General features: G+C 71.5%; 16 protein-coding genes. 5 read left to right on the forward strand and 11 right to left on the reverse strand.

Annotation, left to right across the window (positions count from 1 at the left end; genetic code table 11):
- From sucC to gloB, 4 genes are all read right to left on the reverse strand, one after another.
- The coding region (gene sucC / locus ACP56T_RS14725; protein WP_430912884.1) for an ADP-forming succinate--CoA ligase subunit beta at positions 1-920 on the reverse strand (920 nt) is incomplete at its 3' end.
- An 85-nt stretch (positions 921-1,005) separates the two neighbouring features.
- Positions 1,006-1,968, reverse strand: a complete 963-nt coding sequence (gene mdh / locus ACP56T_RS14730) for a malate dehydrogenase (RefSeq protein WP_430912885.1) — start codon at positions 1,966-1,968, stop codon at positions 1,006-1,008.
- A gap of 386 nt (positions 1,969-2,354) precedes the next feature.
- Positions 2,355-2,969, reverse strand: a complete 615-nt coding sequence (locus ACP56T_RS14735; RefSeq protein WP_430912886.1) for a TetR family transcriptional regulator — start codon at positions 2,967-2,969, stop codon at positions 2,355-2,357.
- A gap of 320 nt (positions 2,970-3,289) precedes the next feature.
- A complete protein-coding gene (gloB, locus tag ACP56T_RS14740; protein WP_430912887.1) occupies positions 3,290-4,069 on the reverse strand; it encodes a hydroxyacylglutathione hydrolase in 780 nt (259 codons plus the stop codon).
- Between the two features lie 221 nt (positions 4,070-4,290).
- On the opposite strand from gloB, the gene ACP56T_RS14745 reads away from it, so the two are divergent.
- Positions 4,291-5,019: a class I SAM-dependent methyltransferase gene (locus tag ACP56T_RS14745; protein ID WP_430912888.1), complete on the forward strand. Its 729-nt coding sequence runs from the start codon at positions 4,291-4,293 to the stop codon at positions 5,017-5,019.
- Positions 5,020-5,069: 50 nt separating this feature from the next.
- Here the strand turns inward: ACP56T_RS14745 and ACP56T_RS14750 are convergent, their stop codons facing one another.
- Both ACP56T_RS14750 and mgtE read right to left on the reverse strand, forming a co-directional pair.
- Positions 5,070-7,964 (reverse strand): Rne/Rng family ribonuclease, encoded by a 2,895-nt coding sequence (locus tag ACP56T_RS14750; protein WP_430912889.1) that lies wholly within the window; start codon positions 7,962-7,964, stop codon positions 5,070-5,072.
- A gap of 631 nt (positions 7,965-8,595) precedes the next feature.
- Entirely contained in the window at positions 8,596-9,966 is a 1,371-nt protein-coding gene (gene mgtE, locus ACP56T_RS14755; protein WP_430912890.1) for a magnesium transporter, read from the reverse strand.
- 457 nt (positions 9,967-10,423) lie between these two features.
- On the opposite strand from mgtE, the gene pqqA (ACP56T_RS14760) reads away from it, so the two are divergent.
- The 3 genes from pqqA (ACP56T_RS14760) (at position 10,424) to ACP56T_RS14770 (ending at position 11,281) form a co-directional block, all read left to right on the forward strand.
- Positions 10,424-10,513, forward strand: coding sequence for a pyrroloquinoline quinone precursor peptide PqqA (gene pqqA / locus ACP56T_RS14760; RefSeq protein WP_430912891.1), 90 nt, complete (start codon positions 10,424-10,426; stop codon positions 10,511-10,513).
- 61 nt (positions 10,514-10,574) lie between these two features.
- Positions 10,575-10,664, forward strand: a complete 90-nt coding sequence (pqqA, locus tag ACP56T_RS14765) for a pyrroloquinoline quinone precursor peptide PqqA (RefSeq protein ID WP_430912891.1) — start codon at positions 10,575-10,577, stop codon at positions 10,662-10,664.
- Between the two features lie 290 nt (positions 10,665-10,954).
- Positions 10,955-11,281 carry a hypothetical protein gene (locus ACP56T_RS14770; protein WP_430912892.1) on the forward strand — a complete coding sequence of 109 codons (327 nt, stop codon included), beginning with the start codon at positions 10,955-10,957 and terminating at the stop codon, positions 11,279-11,281.
- Between the two features lie 144 nt (positions 11,282-11,425).
- Here the strand turns inward: ACP56T_RS14770 and ACP56T_RS14775 are convergent, their stop codons facing one another.
- The 3 genes from ACP56T_RS14775 to ACP56T_RS14785 all read right to left on the reverse strand — a co-directional run bounded on the left by ACP56T_RS14775 (position 11,426) and on the right by ACP56T_RS14785 (position 19,667).
- Positions 11,426-11,926 carry a hypothetical protein gene (locus ACP56T_RS14775; protein ID WP_430912893.1) on the reverse strand — a complete coding sequence of 167 codons (501 nt, stop codon included), beginning with the start codon at positions 11,924-11,926 and terminating at the stop codon, positions 11,426-11,428.
- A 192-nt stretch (positions 11,927-12,118) separates the two neighbouring features.
- Complete coding sequence (gene pbpC / locus ACP56T_RS14780; protein WP_430912894.1) at positions 12,119-14,164, reverse strand: penicillin-binding protein 1C; 2,046 nt, start codon at positions 14,162-14,164, stop codon at positions 12,119-12,121.
- Between the two features lie 175 nt (positions 14,165-14,339).
- Positions 14,340-19,667, reverse strand: a complete 5,328-nt coding sequence (locus tag ACP56T_RS14785) for an MG2 domain-containing protein (RefSeq protein ID WP_430912895.1) — start codon at positions 19,665-19,667, stop codon at positions 14,340-14,342.
- Between the two features lie 233 nt (positions 19,668-19,900).
- Here ACP56T_RS14785 and ACP56T_RS14790 point away from each other — a divergent pair, with 233 nt between their 5' ends.
- Positions 19,901-21,352: a serine protease family protein gene (locus ACP56T_RS14790; RefSeq protein WP_430912896.1), complete on the forward strand. Its 1,452-nt coding sequence runs from the start codon at positions 19,901-19,903 to the stop codon at positions 21,350-21,352.
- Positions 21,353-21,358: 6 nt separating this feature from the next.
- On the opposite strand, the gene ACP56T_RS14795 is transcribed toward ACP56T_RS14790, so the two are convergent.
- On the reverse strand, positions 21,359-21,514 hold the full coding sequence (locus ACP56T_RS14795; protein WP_430912897.1) for a DUF3309 domain-containing protein: 156 nt from the start codon (positions 21,512-21,514) through the stop codon (positions 21,359-21,361).
- A 116-nt stretch (positions 21,515-21,630) separates the two neighbouring features.
- Positions 21,631-22,674 (reverse strand): cysteine synthase A, encoded by a 1,044-nt coding sequence (locus tag ACP56T_RS14800; RefSeq protein ID WP_430912898.1) that lies wholly within the window; start codon positions 22,672-22,674, stop codon positions 21,631-21,633.
- Positions 22,675-22,740: the final 66 nt, after the last annotated feature.

Below are 22,740 nucleotides of genomic sequence, written 5' to 3' on the forward strand. Positions count from 1 at the left end.
TTCTCCTCGCTGGCGCCGCCGCCGACATCCAGGAAGTTCGCCGGCTCCTCGCCGTAGAGCTTGATGATGTCCAGCGTCGCCATGGCGAGCCCGGCGCCGTTGACCATGCAGCCGATGGTGCCGTCCAGCGCGATATAGGCGAGGTCGTGCTTGGAGGCCTCGATCTCCTTGGCGTCCTCCTCGGTCTCGTCGCGCAGTTCCATCACGTCGGGATGGCGGTAGAGCGCGTTCGAATCGAAGGCCATCTTGGCGTCGAGGCAGACGAGCCGCCCGTCGCCGGTGAGCACCAGCGGGTTGATCTCGAGGAGGCTCATGTCCTTGGAAACGAACGCCGCGTAGAGCTTCTCCGTCAGCGCGCCCGCTTCCTTGGCCTGCGCGCCCGAGAGCCCGAGGGCCTTGGCCACCGCGCGCCCGTGATGGGGCATCACGCCGGTGGCCGGATCGACGGGAATCGTGTGGATCTTCTCCGGCGTCTCGTGGGCCACCGTCTCGATGTCCATGCCGCCTTCCGTCGAGACCACGAAGGCGACGCCCCCGGTGGCGCGGTCGACCAGCATCGACAGGTAGAACTCCGCCGCGATCTGCGCGCCTTCCTCGATATACAGACGGTTGACCTGCTTGCCGGCGGGCCCGGTCTGCACCGTCACCAGCGTCGCGCCGAGCATCTCGGCGGCGTTCTTCGCCACCTCCTCCACGGACTTGACCACCCGCACGCCGCCCTTGGCATCCGGCGCCGCTCCCACGAAGGTCCCCTTGCCGCGACCGCCCGCATGGATCTGGCTCTTCACCACCCAGACCGGACCGCCAAGCTCCCGCGCCGCCGCTTCAGCCTCAGACGCATCCAGAATCGCGACACCCCGCGACACCGGAACGCCAAACCCACGCAAAACTCCCTTCGCCTGGTACTCGTGGATGTTCATGGCGACCTCGTCGAATGATCTGGCGGAGGGAGGCGGGTAGCGAGGAAGCGCGCCTTTCGACCGGCGCGCTCCCGAAGGGGTTTGGTCAGGCGAGCGCCGGGTTGACGGTCTTGCAGGCCGCGATCAGCCCCGTCACCGAGGCGATCGACTTGTCGAACATGGCCTTCTCGTCGACGTTGAACTCCACCTCGAGCACCCGCTCGACGCCGTTCGCGCCGATCACGATCGGCACGCCGATGAAGAGGCCGTCGATGCCGTACTGGCCGGAGAGATGCGCGGCGCAGGGCAGCACGCGCTTCTTGTCGCGCAGGTAGCTCTCGGCCATGGCGATGGCGGAGGCGGCGGGCGCGTAGAAGGCCGAGCCGGTCTTGAGCAGGTTGACGATCTCGCCGCCGCCCTTGCGGGTGCGCTCGACCATGGCGTCGAGCTTCTCCTGGGTGGTCCAGCCGAGCTTGACCAGATCGGGAAGCGGCACGCCGGCCACCGTCGAGTAGCGCACCAGCGGCACCATGTCGTCGCCGTGGCCGCCGAGCACGAAGGCGGTGACGTCCTCCACCGAGACGCCGAACTCCTCGGCGAGGAAGTGGCGGAAGCGGGCGGAGTCGAGCACGCCGGCCATGCCGACGATCTTCTGCGGCGGCAGGCCCGAGAACTTCTGAAGGGCCCAGACCATCGCGTCGAGCGGGTTGGTGATGCAGATCACGAAGGCGTTCGGCGCGTACTGCTTGATGCCGTTGCCGACCGCTTCCATCACCTTGAGGTTGATGCCGATGAGGTCGTCGCGGCTCATGCCGGGCTTGCGCGGCACGCCGGCGGTGACGATGACGACATCCGCGCCCTCGATGGCGGAATAGTCGCTGGCGCCGGAATACTTGGCGTCGAAGCCGTTCACGGGCGCGGATTCCGCGATGTCGAGGCCCTTGCCCTGCGGGATGCCGTCGGCGATGTCGAACAGGACGACGTCGCCCAGTTCCTTCAGGCCCGCCAGATGCGCGAGGGTTCCGCCGATCTGTCCGGCGCCGATGAGCGCGATCTTGCTGCGTGCCATGTGACGGGAACCTCCGTGACGATGTCGGGATCTTCGACGTTTCAGAATCTTGGACGTTTTCAGGATCTTGGAAGCTTCGGGATCTCGCCTCCGGCCTGCCGCAGTGTCGCGCCGCGCGGGCTCCGCTTCGCGACGCGCCCGCCGTATCGCCTCGCCGCTCTCGGCTCCGGTCGGATACGCCGTCACGCCCTTTTCGGTCGCGGCGTTGTGTGGCCGAAAAGCACCTCCGCTTCAACCCGATCGCGGAACCGCAAAGCACGCTTCGGGCCAGATCGCCGGGGTGCCGCTTCCGGGCGCCTTGAAGAAAGCGGCGTCCTGGTAAGGAGTTAGACGAAGAGCCGGCCGCCCGGAACGAAAATGACAGACCCGCAGGTCTGTCATTTCGCCTAGAGGATGCCGGAGCGCAGCACCCGTTGGATCGCGTGAATCACCGCCCCGAGTCGGACGTCGAGGAGGTCGCGCGGCACGTCGGCATCGTGCTGGATGGCCAGCGGATGGGTGAAGCGATAGCTCGCATCGAAGATGTAGGCGATGGCCCGCTCGCGGTCGCGCGCCGAGAAGGCGCCGGCGGCCATGCCCTCCTCGACCACCCGCTCCACCAGGCTGCGCAGCCGCACCCGGTGCCGGCGCGCGATGGGGCGGGCGGAGACCGTGGCGTCGAGATGGACGGCGAAGAGATGCGGCTCGTCGGCCAGCGCGTCGCGCTGCACGGCCGCGAGCGCGCTAAGCAGGCGCTCGATCTTGTCGTCGGCGGGGTCGGGCGCGTCGGCGATGCCAGCCAGCCGCGTCTCCACGTCGCGCAGCCAGCGCCCGGCCACGGCGTCGAGCAGGGCGTCCTTGGAGGGGAAGTAGCGGTAGACGTTGGCGTGCGTCATGCCCGCCTCCGCCGCCACCGCCACCACCGTCACCCGCTTGGGTCCGAGCCGCGCAAGATGCTCGGTGGCGATCGTCAGCAGGCGGACATCGGCCGCCGCAGGCGCCGTGCGGGGACGGACCGGCACGGGCTCGCCGGCGCGGCCTCTGCCGCCGGGCACCATGGATCCCACGCTCTTGGGCGGGGGACGGTCATTGATCGTCAGGGGCTGTACGCCTTCCTCTGCATCCTCCGGTTCCGGATGCACGAAGGGAAGGGGCAGGCGGGACGGTGAAAGGTGGTAAGGCGAGACGAGCCCCCATCTGACCGGGCGGAGCACACCGCTCCGCGTTTCCGTTTCACATCGACCTTCCCGAAGGAAGCGACCGTCGAAGCCGCTGACGGCCCTTTCGGTCGTATGTTCAAGTTTGTTTGAGAAGGCAACAAATTTTTCTTGATTGGTATAGCTCAGAACCGATTCTTCCACGCTCTTAACGCGACGAACACGTCGGCTTCGTCCGCGCCCGGCTGAAGGCCGGCCGCGCGCGCCAGCGCCGGTTCGCCTCCGCGCAGGAACGGGTTCGTCGCCCGCTCCGTGCCCAGGGAGGAGGGAATCAGGAAACGGCCCTCCGCCTTGGCGCGCTCGGCCTCGGCGGCGCGCTCCTTCAGCGCGGCGTTCTCGGGGTCGGCGGCCAGGGCGAAGCGCGCATTCGCGGCGACATAATCGTGGCCGCTGTAGATCTCGGTCTCGTCCGGCAGGGCGAGGAAGCGCGACAGGGAGCGCCACAGCACCTCCGGCGAATCCTCCATCACCCGGCCGCAGCCCAGGGTGAACAGGGTATCGCCCGCGAACACGATCCCGGCGTCGCGGAAGACGTAGCTGACATGGTCGGCGCAGTGCCCCGGCGTCTCCCAGACCTCGGCCTCCAGCGCGCCCACCGAAACGCGGTCGCCCTCCGAGACCGCCACGTCGACATCCGGCACCGCCGCCCCGGCCTTGGCGGGTGCCACCACCCGCGCGCCCGTGGCCCGCTTCACCTCGGGGATACCCTCGACATGGTCCGCATGCCGGTGGGTCACGAGGATGTCGGTGAGCCGCCAGCCGGTCTCCTTCAGCGCGGCGAGCACGGGGCCGGCCTCGGGCACGTCGATGGCGGCGCAGGCTCCAGTGGCGGGGTCGCGGATCAGCACGCCGATATTGTCCGACCGGCACAGGAAGGTCCGGATCCAGGGTGTCTGCCGCGCCATGCCGTCTCGCCTTCCCGCTGTCGTGCCTCACGCGGGAGCGCCGGATGACCGCGACCTCCCGCAGGCGTTAGGTGTGGTTTATCCGCCGTCCGTCGAGGGGCAGGAAGGCCGAGTCGCGCGCAAAAGCTTGCCGTCCCGGCCCTCGCTCCCCATTGACTCGGGACGGGGCCGAAGAAGAACTGCCGGAACGGGCCGGCCTCGACGGACCCGAGTGCCCCAAGATGCGTCTCGAAGTCACCGATCTGCGCGCCTTCTACGCCAGCCCGCTGGGCGCGGTGACGCATCGCATCGTCGGCCGGGCGATCCACGGGTTCCTCGGCTCGGTCTCGGGCCTGCGGGTCCTCGGGCTCGGCTACGCCACGCCCTATCTCGGCCCGGTGCAGTTCATTGCCGAGCGCACGCTGGCCTTCATGCCGGCCACGCAAGGGGTGGTGAACTGGCCCGGCAGCGGCCGCTCCTGCTCGGCGCTCGCCGATCCCCTGATGATGCCCCTGCCGGACGCGGCCGTGGACCGCGTCATCCTGGTGCATGCGCTCGAATCCGTGGAAAGCCCGACGGAACTCCTTCAGGAGGTCTGGCGCATCCTCACGCCCGGCGGCCGCATGGTCCTCGTGGTGCCGAACCGGCGCGGTGTCTGGTCGCGCCGCGAGGCCACGCCCTTCGGCCATGGCCAGCCCTACAGCCGCTCGCAGCTCGGCCGCCTGATGCGCGACACGCTGTTCTCGCCGGAAGGGTGGGCGGAGACGCTCTACATGCCGCCGGTGCGTAGCCGGCTCATTCTCCAGGCGGCGGGGGCCTGGGAGCGCTTTGGCACCGGCCTGTCGCTGCCTTTCGCGGGCCTGCACGTCGTCGATGCGACCAAGCAGCTCTACCGCCCGATAACGGTGCGGCAGGTGAAGCGCGCGGCGCGCCTTGCCCCCGCGCAGGTTCTGCTGCCGGCGCCGGGCTGAGCGGACGGCTCGGGACCGCGGGCGATCCCGAGCCGTCTCATCCGGCTTTCTCAGTCCCCGGTGAGGGCCGCCTTCGTGCGCGACCACCAGCCGGCCCGCTTCGGACGGTCGGGATCGTCGGAGGGCGGCGTCAGCACCACCGCGACGGGCTCGGGAGCCGGAACCGGGGCGGGTGCTGGCTCGGGAGCGGCGGCGGGCTCGGGTTCCGGCGCGGCGGCGGCCGGCGGGACTTCCTCGACCTCGGCGGGGACGGGGGCGGGCTCCGACGCCTCGAAACGGCCCTCGTCCTCCGGCGCGGGCGGCTCGACGGCGGCGGCGAAAGCCTCGGCGCTGACGGGCTCCTCGGCGGGCAGGGGCGAGTCGGCCTCGTTATCCTGCACGGACTCGTCGCCTTCGCGGACCCGGCCTTCGCTGCGTCCCCGGCCGCCACGGCGGCCGCGACGGCGCCGGCGTCCGGCCTCTCCCTCACGGCCGGAGGATTCGCCGGCCGTCTCGTCGCCGGCGGTTTCCTCGCCGGTCTTGGGGGCGGCGGAGGAAGCCTCCTCGGCCTCGCCGTCCCGCTCCGTCGCGGAGGCGGTCTCGGTGTCCGAATCCTCCTCGCCCTCGGCCTGGGATTCTTCGCCCCCCTCGGCGCGCCCGCCGCGACGGCGGCGGCGGCGGCGGCGACGGCGGCCCTCGCCGTCCTCACGGGCTTCCGCCGAACGCGCGGCGCGGCCCTCGCCGGCCTCCTCCTCGGGCTCGGCAGTCTCCTCGGAGCCGTCCGCCTCGATCTCGTCGTCCTCGATCTCGTCCTCGAACTCCATGTCCGGCGAGACGGCCACGGCGCGCACGCCCGTCACCGGGCCCTCGGGACGGGTCGCCGGCTCGCCGCGGTCGAGCTGGAAGGCGGTGGTCGGGGCGAGGCGCTCGTCGGCCGCGATCGTCACGGTGACGGAGAAGCGCAGCTCGATCTCGCGCAGATGCGCGCGCTTCTGGTTGAGGATGTAGAGGGCGACCTCGGTGCGCGTGCGCAGCACGAGGTTGTGGCTGGCGCTCTTGAGCAGCGCCTCCTCGATGGCGCGCAGCACATGCAGGGCGACCGAGGAGGTGGCCCGCACGTAGCCGGAGCCGCCGCAATGGGCGCAGGGCACGGAGGAGGATTCGAGCAGGCCCGTGCGGATGCGCTGGCGGCTCATCTCCATCAGGCCGAAGGGCGAGATGCGGCCGACCTGGATGCGGGCGCGGTCGTTCTTCAGGCAGTCGTTCAGCTTCTTCTCGACGGCGCGGTTGTTGCGCTTCTCCTCCATGTCGATGAAGTCGATGACGATCAGGCCGGCGAGATCGCGCAGGCGCAGCTGCCGGGCGACCTCCTCGGCCGCCTCCAGGTTGGTGCGCAGCGCCGTGTCCTCGATGTCGTGCTCGCGGGTGGAGCGGCCCGAGTTCACGTCGATGGAGACCAGCGCCTCGGTCGGGTTGATGACGAGGTAGCCGCCGGATTTCAGCGTCACATGCGTCGAGAACATCGCGTCGAGCTGCTGCTCGACCCCGTAGCGGGCGAAGACCGGCGTCGGGTCGCGATAGGGCTTCACGACCTTGGACTGCGCCGGCATCAGCATGCGCATGAAGTCGCGGGCCTCGCGGTAGGCGTCCTCGCCGGCGACGAGCACCTCCTCGAGGTCCTTGTTGTAGAGGTCGCGGATGGCGCGCTTGATGAGCGAGCCCTCCTCGTAGACGAGCGCCGGGGCGGTGGAGGCCAGCGTCAGCTCGCGCACGCTCTCCCAGAGCCGCATCAGGTACTCGAAGTCGCGCTTGATCTCGGGCTTGGTGCGCGAGGCGCCGGCCGTGCGCAGGATCACGCCCATGCCGTCGGGCACCTCCAGATCCTGGGCGACCTCCTTGAGGCGCTTGCGGTCGGCGGCGGAGGTGATCTTGCGGGAGATGCCGCCGCCACGGCCGGTATTGGGCATCAGCACCGAGTAGCGGCCGGCGAGCGACAGGTAGGTGGTGAGCGCCGCGCCCTTGGTGCCGCGCTCCTCCTTGACCACCTGCACGAGGATGATCTGGCGGCGCTTGATCACCTCCTGGATCTTGTAGTGGCGGCGCTGGCTGCGGGGACGCTCCGGCAGCTCGGCGAGGGCGTCGCCCTTGCCGCCGACCTGCTCGATGCGCGGCTCGCCGTCCTCGTCCGACTCGTCCTCGTCGGAGTCGTCGTCCGAATCCTCGTCGTCGGACTCGTCCTCGTCGTCGTCCTCATCGGAGTCGTCCTCGTCGGACGAATCCTCCTCGACCTCGGAAACCTCGATCTCGCGCTCGGCCACGGCCGCCTCGGCCTGGATCTCCCCGGCCTGCTCGTGAGCGGGCTCGGACGCCTCTTCGGGCGCGGCCGCCGTCTCCGCCGCGTGGCCTTCCTCGGCAGGAGCTTCGGAGGCGGGCTCCCCGCCGGTCTCGGCGGCATCGAGAACCGCCTCCGGCAGAGCGGCGGACGCATCGGCGCCCGGCTCGACGGCCGCCTCGTCCGAGACGAGCGCGTTGCCCATGTCGCCGCCCTCGGTCAGGGCGACATCCTCGCCCGTCACGGTCTCGTCGACGCGGGCGGAGGCCGCCTCGGCGCGGCGGCCGCGCGAGCGGCGCGACGAGCGGCGACGGTCCTCGCGTTCGCGATGCTCCTCGGCCTCGCGGGCCTCGTCCTCGAGCAGCGCCTGCCGGTCGGCGAGCGGGATCTGGTAGTAGTCGGGATGGATCTCGTTGAAGGCGAGGAAGCCGTGGCGGTTGCCGCCATATTCCACGAAGGCCGCCTGGAGCGAGGGCTCCACGCGCGTCACCTTGGCGAGGTAGATGTTGCCGCGAAGCTGGCGCCTGTTGGCGGCCTCGAAGTCGAATTCCTCGACCTTAGATCCGTGAATGGTGACGACCCGGGTCTCTTCCGGGTGCATCGCATCGATGAGCATCTTGTTGATGTTGGCCATGACGAACTTTCGACATGGCGGTCGACGTCGCTCTCCTTGAGCCGAGCCGTCCCGGAGGGGCGCTTCCCGGCCCGCGGGCCGTGATGGGAAAGGCCCGCACCGGCCGCGCAACCGCGGCCGTGGGGGGTGTTGGGAAGGGATTGCCGTCAACCGCCGACCGGCGCCGGCAATCGGCGCGCCAGGGGTTGAGGTGAAGATCGGGGTTGAGGTGAAGGACGGCCGGCGGACGGAGCGAGACGACGCGGCGCTCGACGCGCGCGCGTGCAGCAACAGCAGCGGAACCCGATGCCGTGCGTCTCCCCATTCCGACCCGACCTCGCGAAGACTTGCGGCCGGCGACGAGCCGGCCCTTAAACCGAGAGCGAGCGCGGCGACGAAGAATGGTCCGCCGCGTCCGCCGCCGCCCGTCCGGGCTCGAACACAGATCCGTCGATCACCGCGGGACGAAAATTCCGTGGGCGCCGGACGCCTCGGCGATCAGGCCGAAGGTTCGAGATCATCCGCCGAATCGCGCATCGCGCGGGACGGCGGACCGTAAAGGGCGCTTATCAATACAGATCGTCGCGGGGATTTGGCAAGAGAGCGATCGAGAGGCAGTCCCGATTCCGCCTCATCCGTGGGCAGGCCCCGCCTATAGAAGCGTGCCCTTGAGGATCAGCAGGGCCACGGAGAAGTAGATCACGAGCCCGGTCACGTCGACGAGGGTCGCCACGAAGGGCGCCGAGGCGGTGGCGGGATCGAACCCGATGCGCTGGAGCAGGAAGGGCAGCATCGATCCCGTCAGCGAGCCGAAGGTGACGATGCCGATGAGCGCGCAGCCCACCGTCGCGGCGACGAGCGGCCAGTGAGGGCCGTAGTCGTAGAGCCCGGTCTTCTGCCAGATGGCGATGCGCGCCACGCCGATGAGGCCGAGGATCGCGCCGAGCAGCAGGCCGCTCGGGATCTCGCGCAGCGCCACCCGCCACCAGTCCCTCAACCGCACCTGATGCAGCGCCAGCGCCCGAATCAGCAGCGACGTCGCCTGGCTGCCCGAGTTGCCCCCCGACGACATGATGAGCGGGATGAACAGGGTCAGCACGATGGCCTTCTCCAACTCGCCCTCGAAGCCCTGCATGGCGGAGGCGGTGAGCATCTCCGAGAGGAAGAGCGCGCAGAGCCAGCCGGCCCGTTTCCGGATCATGGTGAAGAAGCCGATATCCATGTAGGGCTCGGGCAGCGCCTCCATGCCGCCGAAGCGCTGCACGTCCTGGGTCTGCTTCTCGACCATGGCGTCGATGATGTCGTCCACGGTGACGATACCGATGACGTGGCCCACCGCATCGACCACCGGCAGCGCCAGCAGGTCGTATTTCGAGATCAGGCGCGCCGCCTCCTCGCGGCCGGCGGTCGGCGAGACGGCGAGCGGGCGCCGCCCCGGCGCGACGCTCAGCACGTTGTCGTCGGGGTTGCCCGAGATCAGGCGGCGCAGGGGGACCGCCTTGGTCAGCGCGCGGGTGCGCGCGTCGAGCACGAAGATGGCGTAGATCGTCTCGCGGGTGCGCTCGACGACGCGGATGTGGTCGAGGGTCTGGGCGACGGTCCAGGTGCTCGGCACCGTGACGAACTCGGTGGTCATCAGCGAGCCCACGGTCTCCTCGCCGTAGACGCTGAGCTTGTCGACGGCGCCGCGCGTCTCGGCGTCGAGGCGCGCGCGCAGGTCCGAGCGGCCCGGCTCCTCGATCTCGCGGAAGAGGTCGGTGACGCGGTCGGCCGACATGCCGGAGAGGTAGGAGGCGACCCTGTCGCGCGGCAGCATCTCGACGATGTCGGCGGCGCAGTCGAGCTCGGGCTGGTCGAGCACCTCCACGGCACGCTCGTGCGGAAGCCCGAGCAGGATCGCGGCGGCGACCTCCGGGGCCTCCTCGTTCAGGGCTTCCACGATGTCGGGCGCCCGCTCGTCCGACAGGCGCGCGGCCAGCACGGACGGGTCGATTCGCGCGTCGAGGTGAGCGATCTGGTTCATGGGCCGCCTTCCGCACCTTCGGGCTCGCCGCGCGTCGAGGCCGCCACCGGCGGCCCGCGCCGCCGGGCGAGCCCTCGGGGCTCAGGCGGAGGCGGCGGGCGCGGCCGGGCGCGGCTCGGGCGGTCGGTCTGGACTGTCGCTGGGCATCGTCGTCGGGCCTCGCGGGCCGCCCGGAGGGGCGGTCGCGGCGCGCGGGTGGTGCGCCCGGCCCCCGGCGCCGTCAAGCCCCTCGCCGGCCTCCGGCAGCCCGTCCGGGCTGCCGCCGCCCACGGTTTGAAAACCGGCGCCATCGGCACCATATCTCTGAAACGACGCGCAATTCCCCCGGAGGCGCGGGCCGAGCGCAGGATTTATCCCCCGAGCCGGCCTGTCTGTGAGAAATATAAGTGTAGGGCCCGCTTGTATTGCGCCCAACCCATCGCTTATCTTCCGGGCAGACAATCGAAGGAGAGACACCATGACCTGGTCCGCCCCCATCGTGTCCGAAGTCTGCGTCGGCATGGAAGTGACGAGCTACGAGTCCGCCGAGATCGACACCTTCCACTGAGCCGCCGGCCGGTCCGTCCGGCTGTCGTGTTCCTGAATTCGTGTTTCAGCAGGAGAGCATCATGACCTGGTCCGCCCCCATCGTGTCCGAAGTCTGCGTCGGCATGGAAGTCACCAGCTACGAGTCGGCCGAGATCGATACCTTCCACTAAGGTCTCGACCGCCGGCACGGCACAGGGCGTCGCTCCTCGAGGGGCGGCGCCCTTTTTTCATGTTCCGCTGGCCGCGTTTCGATGATCCGGGATGACGGCGGCGGTGCGGTCGGTTCCGCAGCCGCCAAGCGTTTCGGGAACGCCTCTGCCGCCGTCCGGCCGGAGGAACGCGCTTCGTCGTGCTGCCCTCGGGATTCGGGCGAGTCCAGCCTTGCGATAAATGGTAGAGGGCATCGCCGCATCGCGGTGCGGGCATGGCGTCGGGTCGCGCCCGGTGCGATATCACCGCCATGCTTCGCCTGCTCCTCACCGTCATGATCGCCCTGTCGGCCGGCGCGGCGGTCGCCGTGGCCGACGAGCTGCCGATGCTGGAGAAGCGGTGGCACAAATGCGTGCGGCAGGCCTTCTCTGGCCAGCCCATGAGCGTGCCGAAACGCGCGGCCGAACTGGCCGCCCTGGCGGAATGCAAGCCGGCCGAGGACGCCTATGTCGCGGCCATGCTCTCGGCCCAGCAGATGCAGGCGGAAGCGCGCCGGAGCGGCGGCGAGACCCTCGGCGCCCGCGCCAGGGCGTGGCTGGCCTATGTCCTCGATCCGCTCGCGGGCTGGTTCCGGTAGAGTCCGCCCAGGAAACCGGGATGCGATCGAGACGGGGGTAGGAGCCCCGCCTGCCGGTCTTCGAGGACGCGCCCCGCCGAACGAGAAAGCCGCGATCCCATCATGGAATCGCGGCTCTTCGGGGTCGTTATCAGCCGGTCGGGACTACTTCACCTGGCCCCGGCAGATCGCCACGGCGCCCATGGCCTGTCCGGCATTGGGGATCTTGAACCAGGCCTCGTTGTCCTTGTCGCCGTCGAAGCGCAGGCCGATGTCCTTGCCGCCGGCGATGGACTTCACCAGCCCCTCGGCGCCGGTGAAGGTGCCGAGCAGGACGACCTTGTCCGTGGCCTCCCACTTGGCGGCCCGGTGCTCGACGGTGTCGTCGACGATCAGGTCGGCGGTGGCCTTCTCGCCCTTGTCCCACTCCCACTTGCCGTAGCCGAACACCATGACGATCACGGTATCGCCGTCCTTGCCCTTGGCGAAGGTGAAGTTGACGGCGTTCTTGGCGTTGCCGTCGTCCTTGTCGACGTAGTTGTACTGCGCCGAGCAGATGCCGTCCGCATCGGGCTTCGGGGTGACGTCCCAGCCCGCGACCATATCGGCGCGGGCGCTGGTGCAGAGGGCGAGCGCAGCCGCGCCCGCGAGCAGATACCGGATCATTGCGAAGTCTCTTCCCCCAGGAGAACGACGTGGCGCCCGCGCCATGCATGAGCGCTGTTCGCGCGCGCATCCTCGCACGCTTGCGCGGGCGCCGGCCGGGGCGGGAGATAGATTGGACGCAAACCGTTGATTCGGCACTAAGGCCGGTCCGCCGACTTCGGGATCGCTTAAAAAAAACGTCTCGGGGCGCGCTCACTCGATGCGCACCACCACGCTGTCGCTGGCGCCCGAGGCGTCCATCACAGAGAGGCGGGCGAAACCGGCACCGTCCGGCCGCCATTCCGACTGACGGCGCGCGCCCTGCGCCACCGGCAGGCCGTCGACCATCCAGGTCAGCGGTGGCACCCCGCCGAGCGCCTTGAGCGCGAGGCTCGACGCGCCGGGATCGGACAGGCCGAGATCGATGCGGGCGCCGTCCGGCGGGTAGGCGATCTTCAGCGGCGTGGTCCCGGCCGTGGCGGCGGGGGCGTCCTTGCGCAGGTGGCGCATCGGCGGCGGCAGGCCCGCATTCGTGGCGACGAGCGCGTCGCGGGCCTGCGGCACGGGCACCGGCTCGCCGCCGTAGCGGGCGAAGGCGTCGAACAGGACCGGCGCGGCCACCGCCCGCCCGACGAGCCCCGGCACGGCGGCGCCGTCCGCCCGCCCGACCCAGACGGCGATGGTCGCGCGCCGGTCGAAACCCACGGCCCAGGCGTCGCGGTAGCCGTAGGAGGTGCCGGTCTTGTAGGCGATGCGGTTCGGCAGGGCGTTCTCGGGGGGCGGCGCGCCGCGCAGGATGTCGGCGACGTACCAGGCCGCCACCGGCTCGGCGACGCGGGCGCCGGACGACGCCGGTGCCGGCCGGTCCGCGCGCCGGGCGATGTCCGGCATGACGCCGCCGCGCGCGAGGCCGGAGAACAGCCTCGCCACGTCGGTGAGGGTGATGCCGAGCCCGCCGAGGGCCACGGGCAGGCCGGGGGCGGTGTCGCGCGGCAGGACGACATCGGCGCCGGCCGAGCGCAGCCGCGCGACGAAGCGGGCCGGCCCCACTGCCTCCAGCAGGTCCACGGCGGGCACGTTGAGGGACAGTTGGAGGGCGCGCCGGGCGCTCACCGTGCCCTGGTAGGTGAGGTCGAAATTCTCCGGCGCGTAGGTCGCCGCGAAACGGGCCGGGCGGTCCTCCACCAGCGTCTCGGGATGGGCGATCCCGGCCTCGAAGGCGAGCGCGTAGATGAAGGGCTTCAGCGCCGAGCCGGGGGAGCGCACGGCCTGCGTCATGTCGATGGCGCCGCGCCGGCCCGCGTCGAGATAGCCGGCGCTGCCGACCTGCGCGAGCACCGCGCCGCTGGCGTTGTCGAGGACGAGGATCGCCGCCGACAGGTCCGGCCCGGCGGCGGTGGCGCGCTCCGCCGCTAGCGATTCGAGGCTCGCCTGGAGGCGCCCGTCGAGGGTCAGGCGCTGGGTCCGGGCACCGGGATCGGCGGCGACGGCCTCCTCCGCCGCGTGCGCCGCCAGCATCGGGAACGGCTTCCTCGCGGTCGGCACCGGCTCGGCCTTGGCGGCGGCAGCTTCCGCCGCCGTGACCACCCCTTGCGCAGCGGCGATGTCGAGCACCCGGTCGCGGGCGCGCCGGGCCGTTGCCGGGAAACGGTCCGGCCGGCGCGCCTCGGGCGCCTGCGGCAGCGCCACGAGCAGGGCCGCCTCCGCGAAGGACAGGCGCGCCGGCTCGCGGCCGAAATACGCGAGGCTTGCCGCGCGCAGGCCCTCCACCGGACCGCCATAGGGGGCGAGCGCGAGGTAGAGCTCGAGCACGCCGGCCTTGCCGAGGCGGCGCTCCAGCTCCACGGCGCGGACCATCTGGCGCAGCTTCTGCGCCAGCGAGCGCTCGGGTCTCGGCTCGACCAGACGGGCGACCTGCATGGACAGCGTCGAGCCGCCGGAGACGATGCGGCCGTGCCGCAGCCACTGCCACGCCGCCCGCGCGGCCGCCGCCGGATCGATGCCGGGATGGCTCTCGAAATGCCGGTCCTCGTAGGCGCGCAGCATCGCCAGCATGCGCGGATCGACCCTGTCCACGCTCAAGGGAAGCCGCCAGCGCCCGCCCGCCGTCGCGAAGGGGCGCAGCAGGTCGCCCTGCCGGTCGAGCACCACGGTGGAGCGCAGCTCGGCCTGGGTCAGGTCGAGGGGTGGGAGGGAGGCCGCGAAGCGCCACAGGGCGATGCCCGACGACAGCGCGGCCAGCGCGCCGAGACAGAGCATGGCGAGCGCGACCCGCCGCAGCCCTCCCCCCTTCGCGGGGGAGGGTGGGCCTCGCGTCAGCGAGGGTCGGGAGAGGGGAGCGCCCTTTCCGGATAAGTCGCTTCCCTCTCCCGACCCGCTTCGCGGGCCACCCTCTCCCGCAGAGGGGAGAGGGAAGGGCGGCGGAGCCCTCATCCTACTTCGCCGCCGTCACCTCGACCGAGCCGAAACCGGTGCGGCCGAAGCGTTCGGGGCGGTACATGTCCTCGATCACCGCGCCGGGATGCACGTAGGTGCCGGGGGAGACCGCGCGCACCGTGTAGGCTGCCGTGAAGAAGGCCGATTGCGAGGCGTTGCGGTCGTAGGCCGCGATGAAGCGGTCGTCGCGGAACTCGGAATGGACCGGCTGCACGTCGCTCTTGGCGAAGGCGAGGCCCGTCAGCGTATCGGCGTCGAGCAGCTTCGGGTTGTCGATCTCGAAGCCGGCCGGCAGGCGGTCGACCAGCAGCAGGCGCCCGTCGCTGGCCTTGGCCTCCGTCACCTTGAGCACCACCACGAGCCGGTCGTTCTGGCGCACGCCGTTGGCGAGATCGACGAGGGTGCCGTCGATGCGGTGGTAGCTCCGCTCGATGCTGTAGCCGCGCGATTCCGCCGGCTCGGGCGCGATCGGGTTACCGGTGACGCTGAGCGCCGCCTGCACGCTCGCCCTGCCGTCGTTGACGATGGTGACGGGCCGCGCCTCGAGGGCGGACGCCCTGTAGCTGCGCGCCAGCAGCCCCTTCTGAGGCGCGCCATCGACGGTGAAGGAGAGCGCCTCAGCTTCCTTGGTCAGGCCCTCGGCGGCGAGCACCATCCAGGCGTTCTCCTGGGTGCTGGTGGTGCGCCCGCTCGCGCGCTCGTCGGTGATGACGGCGGCGACGGGCTGGAGCGCGGCGCCCGAGAAGCCGGTCTCGGCGGCGAGCGCCAGGATGCCGGCGCCGTCGCGCAGGCGCGAGCCGTAATCGGCGCGGTAGCTCTGCTTGTCGCGCTCGCCCTTGAGCGATTGCAGCGCCGAGTCGAAGGCTTTCGCCGCGCGGCCCCGGTCCCCGAGCAGCGCCAGCGCCGCCGCGATCTGCCCGCGCCCGAGGGGCGTGGAGAAGTCGGCGAGCTTGGTGTCGGAGAGGTAGCGCAGGTCGCCCATCACGGGCCTGCCGTTGCGGGCGAGCACATAGGCCGCGTAGGCGAGGTCCATGCCGCCATCGCGCACCTCCGTGGTGTTGGCCACCGCGTTGCGCAGCCGGTCGAGGGCGAGGCCGAAGGCCTTCGGCGGCACCGCGAAGCCGCGCTCGCGGGCCCGCGTCAGGAAGTCGGTGACATAGGCGTCGAGCCAGAGGTCGTTCGAGCCGGAGGCCGACCAGAGGCCGAAATCGCCGCTCGAATCCTGGCGCGACAGCACCCGCTCGATGGCCTCGCGGACGCGGGCGTCGACCTGATCGTCGAGGGCCAGCTTGTCCATGGCCGCGAGCTTGTTGACGTAGAGGAGCGGCATCGCCCGGCTCACCACCTGCTCCGAGCAGCCATAGGGGTAGCGGTCGAGGGCATGCAGCAGGGCTGGCACGTCGAGGCCTGGGATCGGCGAGGCGGCGATGGAGACCGCCCCCGTGCCGGGCAGGATGTCGGCGAGCAACTCGTTGCTGAGTTGCAGGCTGGCGCCGGGTTCGAGCGGCCGCACGGTCCGGCGCACGAGCGCGCCGGTGCCGGGCGAGACGGCGAGCGAGAAGCTCTGGCCGACGCCGCCGGGCAGGCCGGGGCCGGAGAGGTTCACGTCGAGCCGGGCGAGGCCGGGGCCGGCGGCGGTGATCGGGATCGCCACCTGCGCCTTGCCGCCCGCGTCGAGGCGGATGGTCTTGTGAACCGCCTCCGCGCCGACGAGCACTGGGCCCGAGAGATCGAGATCGACCACGTAGTCGCCGGCCGCCCCCTCCACGTTGTCGAGGGCCACGAAGAAGCGCGAGCGGTCGCCGACATTGAGGAAGCGCGGCAGCGTGCCCGTGAGCACCACCGGATCGCGGACAATCACGTCGGCCTGCGCCTGGCCCACCCGGCCCTTGCTCCAGGCCGTCACCATCACCCGGCCGGTGCCGTTGAAGGCGGGCAGCGGGAAGGTGACGGTGGCGGTGCCGTCCGCGCCGACCTTGACGACGCCGGAATAGAGCGCGAGCGGCGCCTGGGTCGGCGGGGATTCTGTCATCTCGGACGCGCCGCCGTCGCCGCCGGAGCGGATGGCGCCGAGCGTGCCTTGCATGCCGTCGATCAGGTAGCCGTAGACGTCGCGGATCTCGGAGCCGAGGGCCTTCTGGCCGAAGAAGTATTTCGAGGGGTTCGGCGCCTCGTAGCGGGTGAGGTTGAGGATGCCGATATCGACCATCGCCACCGTCACCCGCGCCTCCTCGCCGGAGCCGAGGCCCGCGACCTTGATCGGCAGCGTGAGGTCCTGGCGCGGCCGGGTTTTTTCGGGCGCGGCGACGGAGACCGACAGGTTGCGCTTGTCGCGGTCGACCGCGAACCAGGCGACCCCGAGCGCACGGCCCGGCAGGCGCTTGGCCGCCTGGTCGAGGGGCCGGTAGGCGGAGGCCACGAGATAGGCGCCCGCCCCCCACTCGGCCTTGACGGGGATCGTGACCGTGGTGCCGCCCTCGGGCGCCGTCACGTCGAGCACCTCGCGCAGGCCGTCGCCGATGACGGCAAGCGTCGCGGTGCCCTTGAACTTCGGCGCGATGCGCGCGCGCAAGGTCTCGCCGGCGGCGTAGGACGCCTTGTCGAGGGTGAGGTCGAGGAGATCGGGCACGTCCGCCGTCTCGCCGCCGGACCAGCCCACCGAGAAGGTCACGCTGGCCGAGGCGCCCGGCTTGCCGGGCACGCTCGCCTCCAGCCGGTACTTGCCGAAACTCGCCGGCACGGTGATGCGGGCCGGCGCGTCGGCCGGGAGGTCGGCGCTGCCGTCGGCCATGCGGCGGACGGATTTCACCGGCTCGAAGGACCAGCGCCCGTCGGCGCGATACCACTGGTAGCTCTGCTCCAGCTTGGACAGCGTCCAGGTCACGCCCTTCTGGGCGAGGCGCTGGCCCTCGGGGGAGGCCATCACGAGATCGAAGGCGGCGGGCGCCCCTTCGGGCAGGTCGCCGGAGAACCCCTTTCGGATCGCCAGCACGGGGGCGTCCGGCAGGATCGGCAGGGTGAGGCTGCGCGAGAGCGCCCGGCCGCCGGGCTCGCCCACCGCCAGCGTGATCTTCGCCTCCATGGCGCGGGGGGCGGCGGAGGCGTCCACCGGCACGCTCACCAGGGCGGCGCCCTTGGCGTCGGTGGTGGCGTGCTCCTCGATCTCCTTCGTCACCGCCTCGACGCTCTCGTCGTCCAGGCCGATGGAGAAGCCGTCGAGCCCCTTGATGCCGGAGCTCGCGGCGGGCTGAACCGTCACGCTGCCCGACACGTCGAGGCCCGAGCCCGGCGCGCCGTAGAGATAGCGGGCCAAAAGGTCGATCCGGGCCGGCTCGCCCTTGCGCAGGGCCGGTGTCTTCGGCGTCAGCGTCAGTTCCAGCCGCTCGGGGACGTAATCCTCGACCAGGAAACTCGCCTCGCCGATGGCGGGCGCCTTCGGATCGGTGAAGGCCGAGATGCGCCACGTCCCGTGCATGGCGCCCGAGAGCAGCGGCAGCGGCAGGGCGCGCCCGCCGAGGCCCTCGTCGGCGACCTGGGCGCGGCGGTACTCGACCCCGTCCGGGCGCTTCACCACGAGGGTCAGCGGCAGGCCGGTGACGGCGGCACCCTTGGCGTCGCGCAGGAGCGCGGTGATCTGCACGGTCTCGCCGGAGCGGTAGACGCCCCGCTCGGGGAAGACATAGGCCTCGATGGCGCCGGCATCGGGGCGCCCCTTCACGCCGCGGTCGGTGAGGTCGAAGGCCGTCTGCGAGAAGTCGAGGAAGCCGTAATCGTCGCCGATCTGCGCCACCACGAGGCCCGGCGCGATGCCGCCCTCGCCCTTGGCGAGCCCCGGATCGAAGGCAGCGTGGCCCTGCGCATCCGTCTTGCGGGTGGCGAGCACCTCGTTGTTCCTGGCCACCAGCCGGATCTCGGCACCGGACACCACCTGTGCGCTGGCGAGCGAGCGCAGGAAGACATGCACCCCGTCGCGGCCCTTGAAGGCGGTGAGCCCGAGGTCCGAGACCACGAACCACTGCGTCGCCTTCTGCTCGTAGCCGCCATCCTCCTCCTCGGAGGCCGAGGCGGTGCCGCTCGCCTGCGCCACCATCACGTAGATGCCGGGCTCGAGCTTGCCGACCGCCTGGAGCACGGGGAAGGCCGTCACCGCGTCCTGGTTGGGCTCGGCCTTGGCGGTGTCGAGGGTGCCCTTCCAGACGCTCACGCCCTTCTGGTCGGCGATGCCCTTGGCGGACGAGCCGGAGAGCTGGTTCAGGAACTCCTCCGAGCGCAGCGACGGGAGCAGGTTGCGGTCGCCGATGCGCAGCACCTCGACATCGACCTTGGGCGCGTTCACGGAGACGATCGGTACGCCGGCCTGTCCGGTGCGCGGAAGGACGTAGTTGCGGCCGGTGAAGCGGACCTGGGGCTGCCGGTCGCGGACATAGATCTCGTAATCGGCCGATTTCAGCAGCTTCTCCTCGGGGATCGCCGAGGGCAGGCCCTCGCGCACCACGAAGGCGTAGCGGCTGCCGTGCTTGAGCCCGTCGACGCAGACCTGCATCCCCTCCGTGGTGACGGCGGCGTTGGTCGCGCCCGAGACGGCGACGAAGGGGGAGAAGTCGGTCTTCGGCGCGAGCGCGTCGGAGAAGGTGAAGCACACGCGCGGCGAGGCGGCGTCCGAATCGACCTTGTAGTCGGTGATGCGAAAGCCGTGCTCGGCGCGGGCCTCCTCGTAGTCCTTGCGGACATCGGCGTCCTCGTCCGCCGCGAGGCTGGCGCGGTAGGCGTCGAGCGCGTCGCGCCACTGGTCCTTCTCGCCGTAGGTCTGGGCCAGGAAATAGAGTGCGTCGCCCTCGTCGAAACCGGTCTTCGCCCGCTGGTAGGCCATGTAGGCGGCGGCCAGCGCGCGCCGCCCGAGCATGTTGCGGGCGGCGTAGTCCTTCTTCTCCTCGTCGCCGCTCGCCGTGTCGGCGGCGCGGGCATAGGCGAGCCAGTTCCTGGCATCGGACGGGTCGGCGGCCACCGCCGCCGTCAGGGGCTTGAGAGCCTCGTCCACCTTCTCCGCCGCGACCAGCGCCTCGCCGGCCTGACGGGCCGCGTCGGCGCTTTTCGGGGCGGGGCCGGCGGCGGCTGCCTCGCTCCTGAGCGACGTCTCGAGGCGCACGCCCTCGCTGGCCAGCCCGTCGCGCAGGAAGGTCTTCTTGGCCGGGCTCTGCACGGCCGCCTTCGGGGCGGGGCGGGGCGCGGGAGCCTGGGCCGATGCCGGCGAGATGAGCATCGTCGCCGCCAGCGCCGCAGCGGCGAACAGCCCGGTCCGGTGCCCGGCCCAACGCAATCCCGTCATGGTCCGCCCCGTCTTCCGGAAGCCGCATCCTCCCGCCGGCCCGCGTCGCTCGGCGGGTCCGGTGGCACGGCGCAATCGGGCCGGACGGTATCACTTGCCGCCGAGGCCGCAATGGCGTCCCTCGCGCCCGGTGCGCTTCCTCACGGAGCGGGAGAGGCCGGCCCCGCCGCTCTGGCCAAGCCGAGGGAGGTCTGACACGCTCCCGCATCCGCTACGAGCGAGGGGGGAAATGCATGGCGCGTCGCGGTCGCAGGAGAGCCGTCGCCGGATGGGCGGCAGCCGTCGTGATGGCGCTCCCCGCGACATGGGCGGCCGCCCAGGAGCCCGGCCCGCCGAGCCCTCGGCCACCGGCTGCCGCCGGACAGCTCGCCACCCCTGCGGCGAAGCCGAAGCCGCCCGCGGCGGCCCCCGTCGCCGATCCCGCCTTCGAGGCGGCCCGGTCCGTCTACGAGGGGCTACCGGAGGCCGAGCGCAAGGCGATCCAGGACGCCCTGGTCTGGACGGGGGATTACAACAGCGTCGTCAACGGCGGCTTCGGGCGCCGCACCTTCGAGGCCCTCGCCGCCTACAAGGCCCGCACCCGCCAGCCGGGCGACCTCCTCGACCCCCGCGCGCGCGCCGCGATCCTCGCGGCCGGGGAGAGCGCGCGCAAGGCGGCGAAGTTCTCGGTGCGCCCCGATCCGGCGAGCGGCGTCATCGTCGGCGTGCCGGAGGCGCTGCTGCCGAAGCGCACTCCCATCCCCGGCGGCACCCGCTGGCAGAGCGCGGATGGCCGCGTGACCCTGGAGAGCCGCTCATCCAAGCCCGGCGAGTCGGGGCTCGACGCGCTGTTCGAGCGCGCGACCGCCCCCGCCGCCGGCCGCATGGTGACGTACAAGCTGAAGAAGCCGGATTTCATCGTCGTCACCGGCGAGACGGCGACGGGCAAGTTCTACGTCCGGCACGCCGCCGGCCGGGAGGGGGTGCGCGGCTTCACCCTCGCCTACGACAAGCCCCTCTCCGGGGAAGTGGACAGGCTCGTCATCGCGGTCGCCAACAGCTTCGTGCCGTTCCCCGAGGCGGGACCGCCCACCCCCGACATCATCGTGGCCAAGCTGAAGCCGCCGGCCGGGTTCGCACCGGGCGCGCCTGCGGGAACCGGGCTCGCGGTCGCTCCGGGGCGGGTGCTGACCGTCGCGTCGGTGCTGGAGGGCTGCGCGGCGCCGGAGGTTCGCGGCGCCCCCGCCCGGCTGGTGAAATCGGACCCGGCCTCGGGCCTGGCGCTGCTCGATGCGGGCGGCGTCGCGGCGGGAGCGGCGCTTGCCGTCTCCCAGCAGGCAATCGCCTCCGGGGACATGCTCGTGACCGTGGCGGCGGATGCGTCCGGCCTGTCGGTTGCGCCGGGGTCGGGGAGCGCGTCGGGGGGCTTGTTCGCGCCGCTTCAACCGGGCGCCTCCGGCGCCCCGGTGCTCGACCGGAGCGGCGCGCTGGGGGGGCTGGTCTCCCGCTTTCCCGCCGCGCCGCGCCTCGTCGCCGGGGTGATGCCGCCGACGAGCCACGCGGTCGTCGGCGGGAGCGCGGTAGCGGGTTTCCTCGCCGCCAACGGCGTGGCGACCGGCGCCCCGGCCCATGCCGGGGATGCCTCGCTCGGCACGATCGCGTCGCGGGTGAGCGGGGCGGTGGTCCCGATCACCTGCCGGAAATGACCGCGCTCAGATCCGTCCCGTCACGAGCAGCACGATCAGGATGATGAGCAGGATGCCGCCGATGCCGAAACCCGGCCCGCGATAGGCGCCCCCGCCGAGGAAGTTGCCGCCGCCGAGCGCGACGAGGATCAGGATGATGAGGAGGATGGTGACGAGCGACATCGATGATCCTTGAAGGTCGGCCGCACGGGACGCGGCGGCTTGGCGGGGATCAAACGTCGCGGGCGGCGGACCGTTCACATGTCGGGCGGCGAAATACTTTTTCCTGACGTGGGAACTCAGGCGCGCCAGTCCGGCAGCGGTCCCGCGGAAGCCTCCAGCCAGCCCGGCACCGGCAGGCCGCGCTCACGCAGGAAGGCCGGGTTGAACAGCTTCGAGGCGTAGCGTGCCGCGCCGTCGCAGAGGATTGTCACCACGGTGTGGCCGGGCCCCAGCGCCCTCGCCAGCCGGATCGCGCCGGCGACGTTGATGCCCGACGAGCCGCCGAGCGAGAGCCCCTCCTCGCGCATCAGCCCGAAGACGATGTCGAGCGCCTCCGCGTCGGGGATGCGGAAGGCGTGGTCGGGGGTGAAGCCCTCGAGGTTCCGCGTGATGCGGCCCTGGCCGATCCCTTCGGTGATCGAGGAGCCTTCGGCCTTCAGCGCCCCGGTGGTGTAATGCGCGTAGAGCGCCGAGCCCTCGGGATCGGACAGCGCGACGGCGACCTTCGGGTTCCTGGCGCGCAACGCTTCCGCCGTGCCGGCGAGCGTGCCTCCGGTGCCGGCCGCGCAGACGAAGCCGTCGACCCTGCCCCCCGTCGCCTCCCAGATCTCCGGGCCGGTGCCCTCCACATGGGCTCGGCGGTTCGCCACGTTGTCGAACTGATCGGCGAAGAAGGCGCCTGCGGCTTCCGTCGCCGCGAGCTTCTCCGCGAGCCGCCGGGCGACGTGGACGTAGTTGTTCGGGTTGGAGAAGGGCACCGCCGGCACCTCGACGAGCCGGGCGCCGGCGAGCTTGAGGGTCTCCTTCTTCTCGGCCGACTGGGTCTCGGGGATGACGATGAGGGTGCGGTAGCCGCGCACGCTCGCCACCAGCGCCAGCCCGATGCCGGTATTGCCGGCCGTGCCCTCGACGATGGTGCCGCCCGGCCGGATCAGCCCGCGCGCCTCGGCGTCCTTCACGATGGAGAGCGCGGCGCGGTCCTTCACGGAGAGGCCGGGGTTCAGGAACTCCGCCTTGCCGAGGATGGTGCAGCCGGTCTCCTCGGAGGCCCGCTTCAGCCGGATCAGCGGCGTGCCGCCGATGGCGGCGAGGACGTCGGGACGGGGGGCGGAAGCGGTCATCGGACTACCCATCGGGAGGGACACGGCCGAGGCCATAGCCCGGCCGGTGCCGTCCCGCGAGACAAG

It is taken from the genome of Methylobacterium endophyticum (genome assembly GCF_050591105.1).
Lineage (GTDB): Bacteria > Pseudomonadota > Alphaproteobacteria > Rhizobiales > Beijerinckiaceae > Methylobacterium.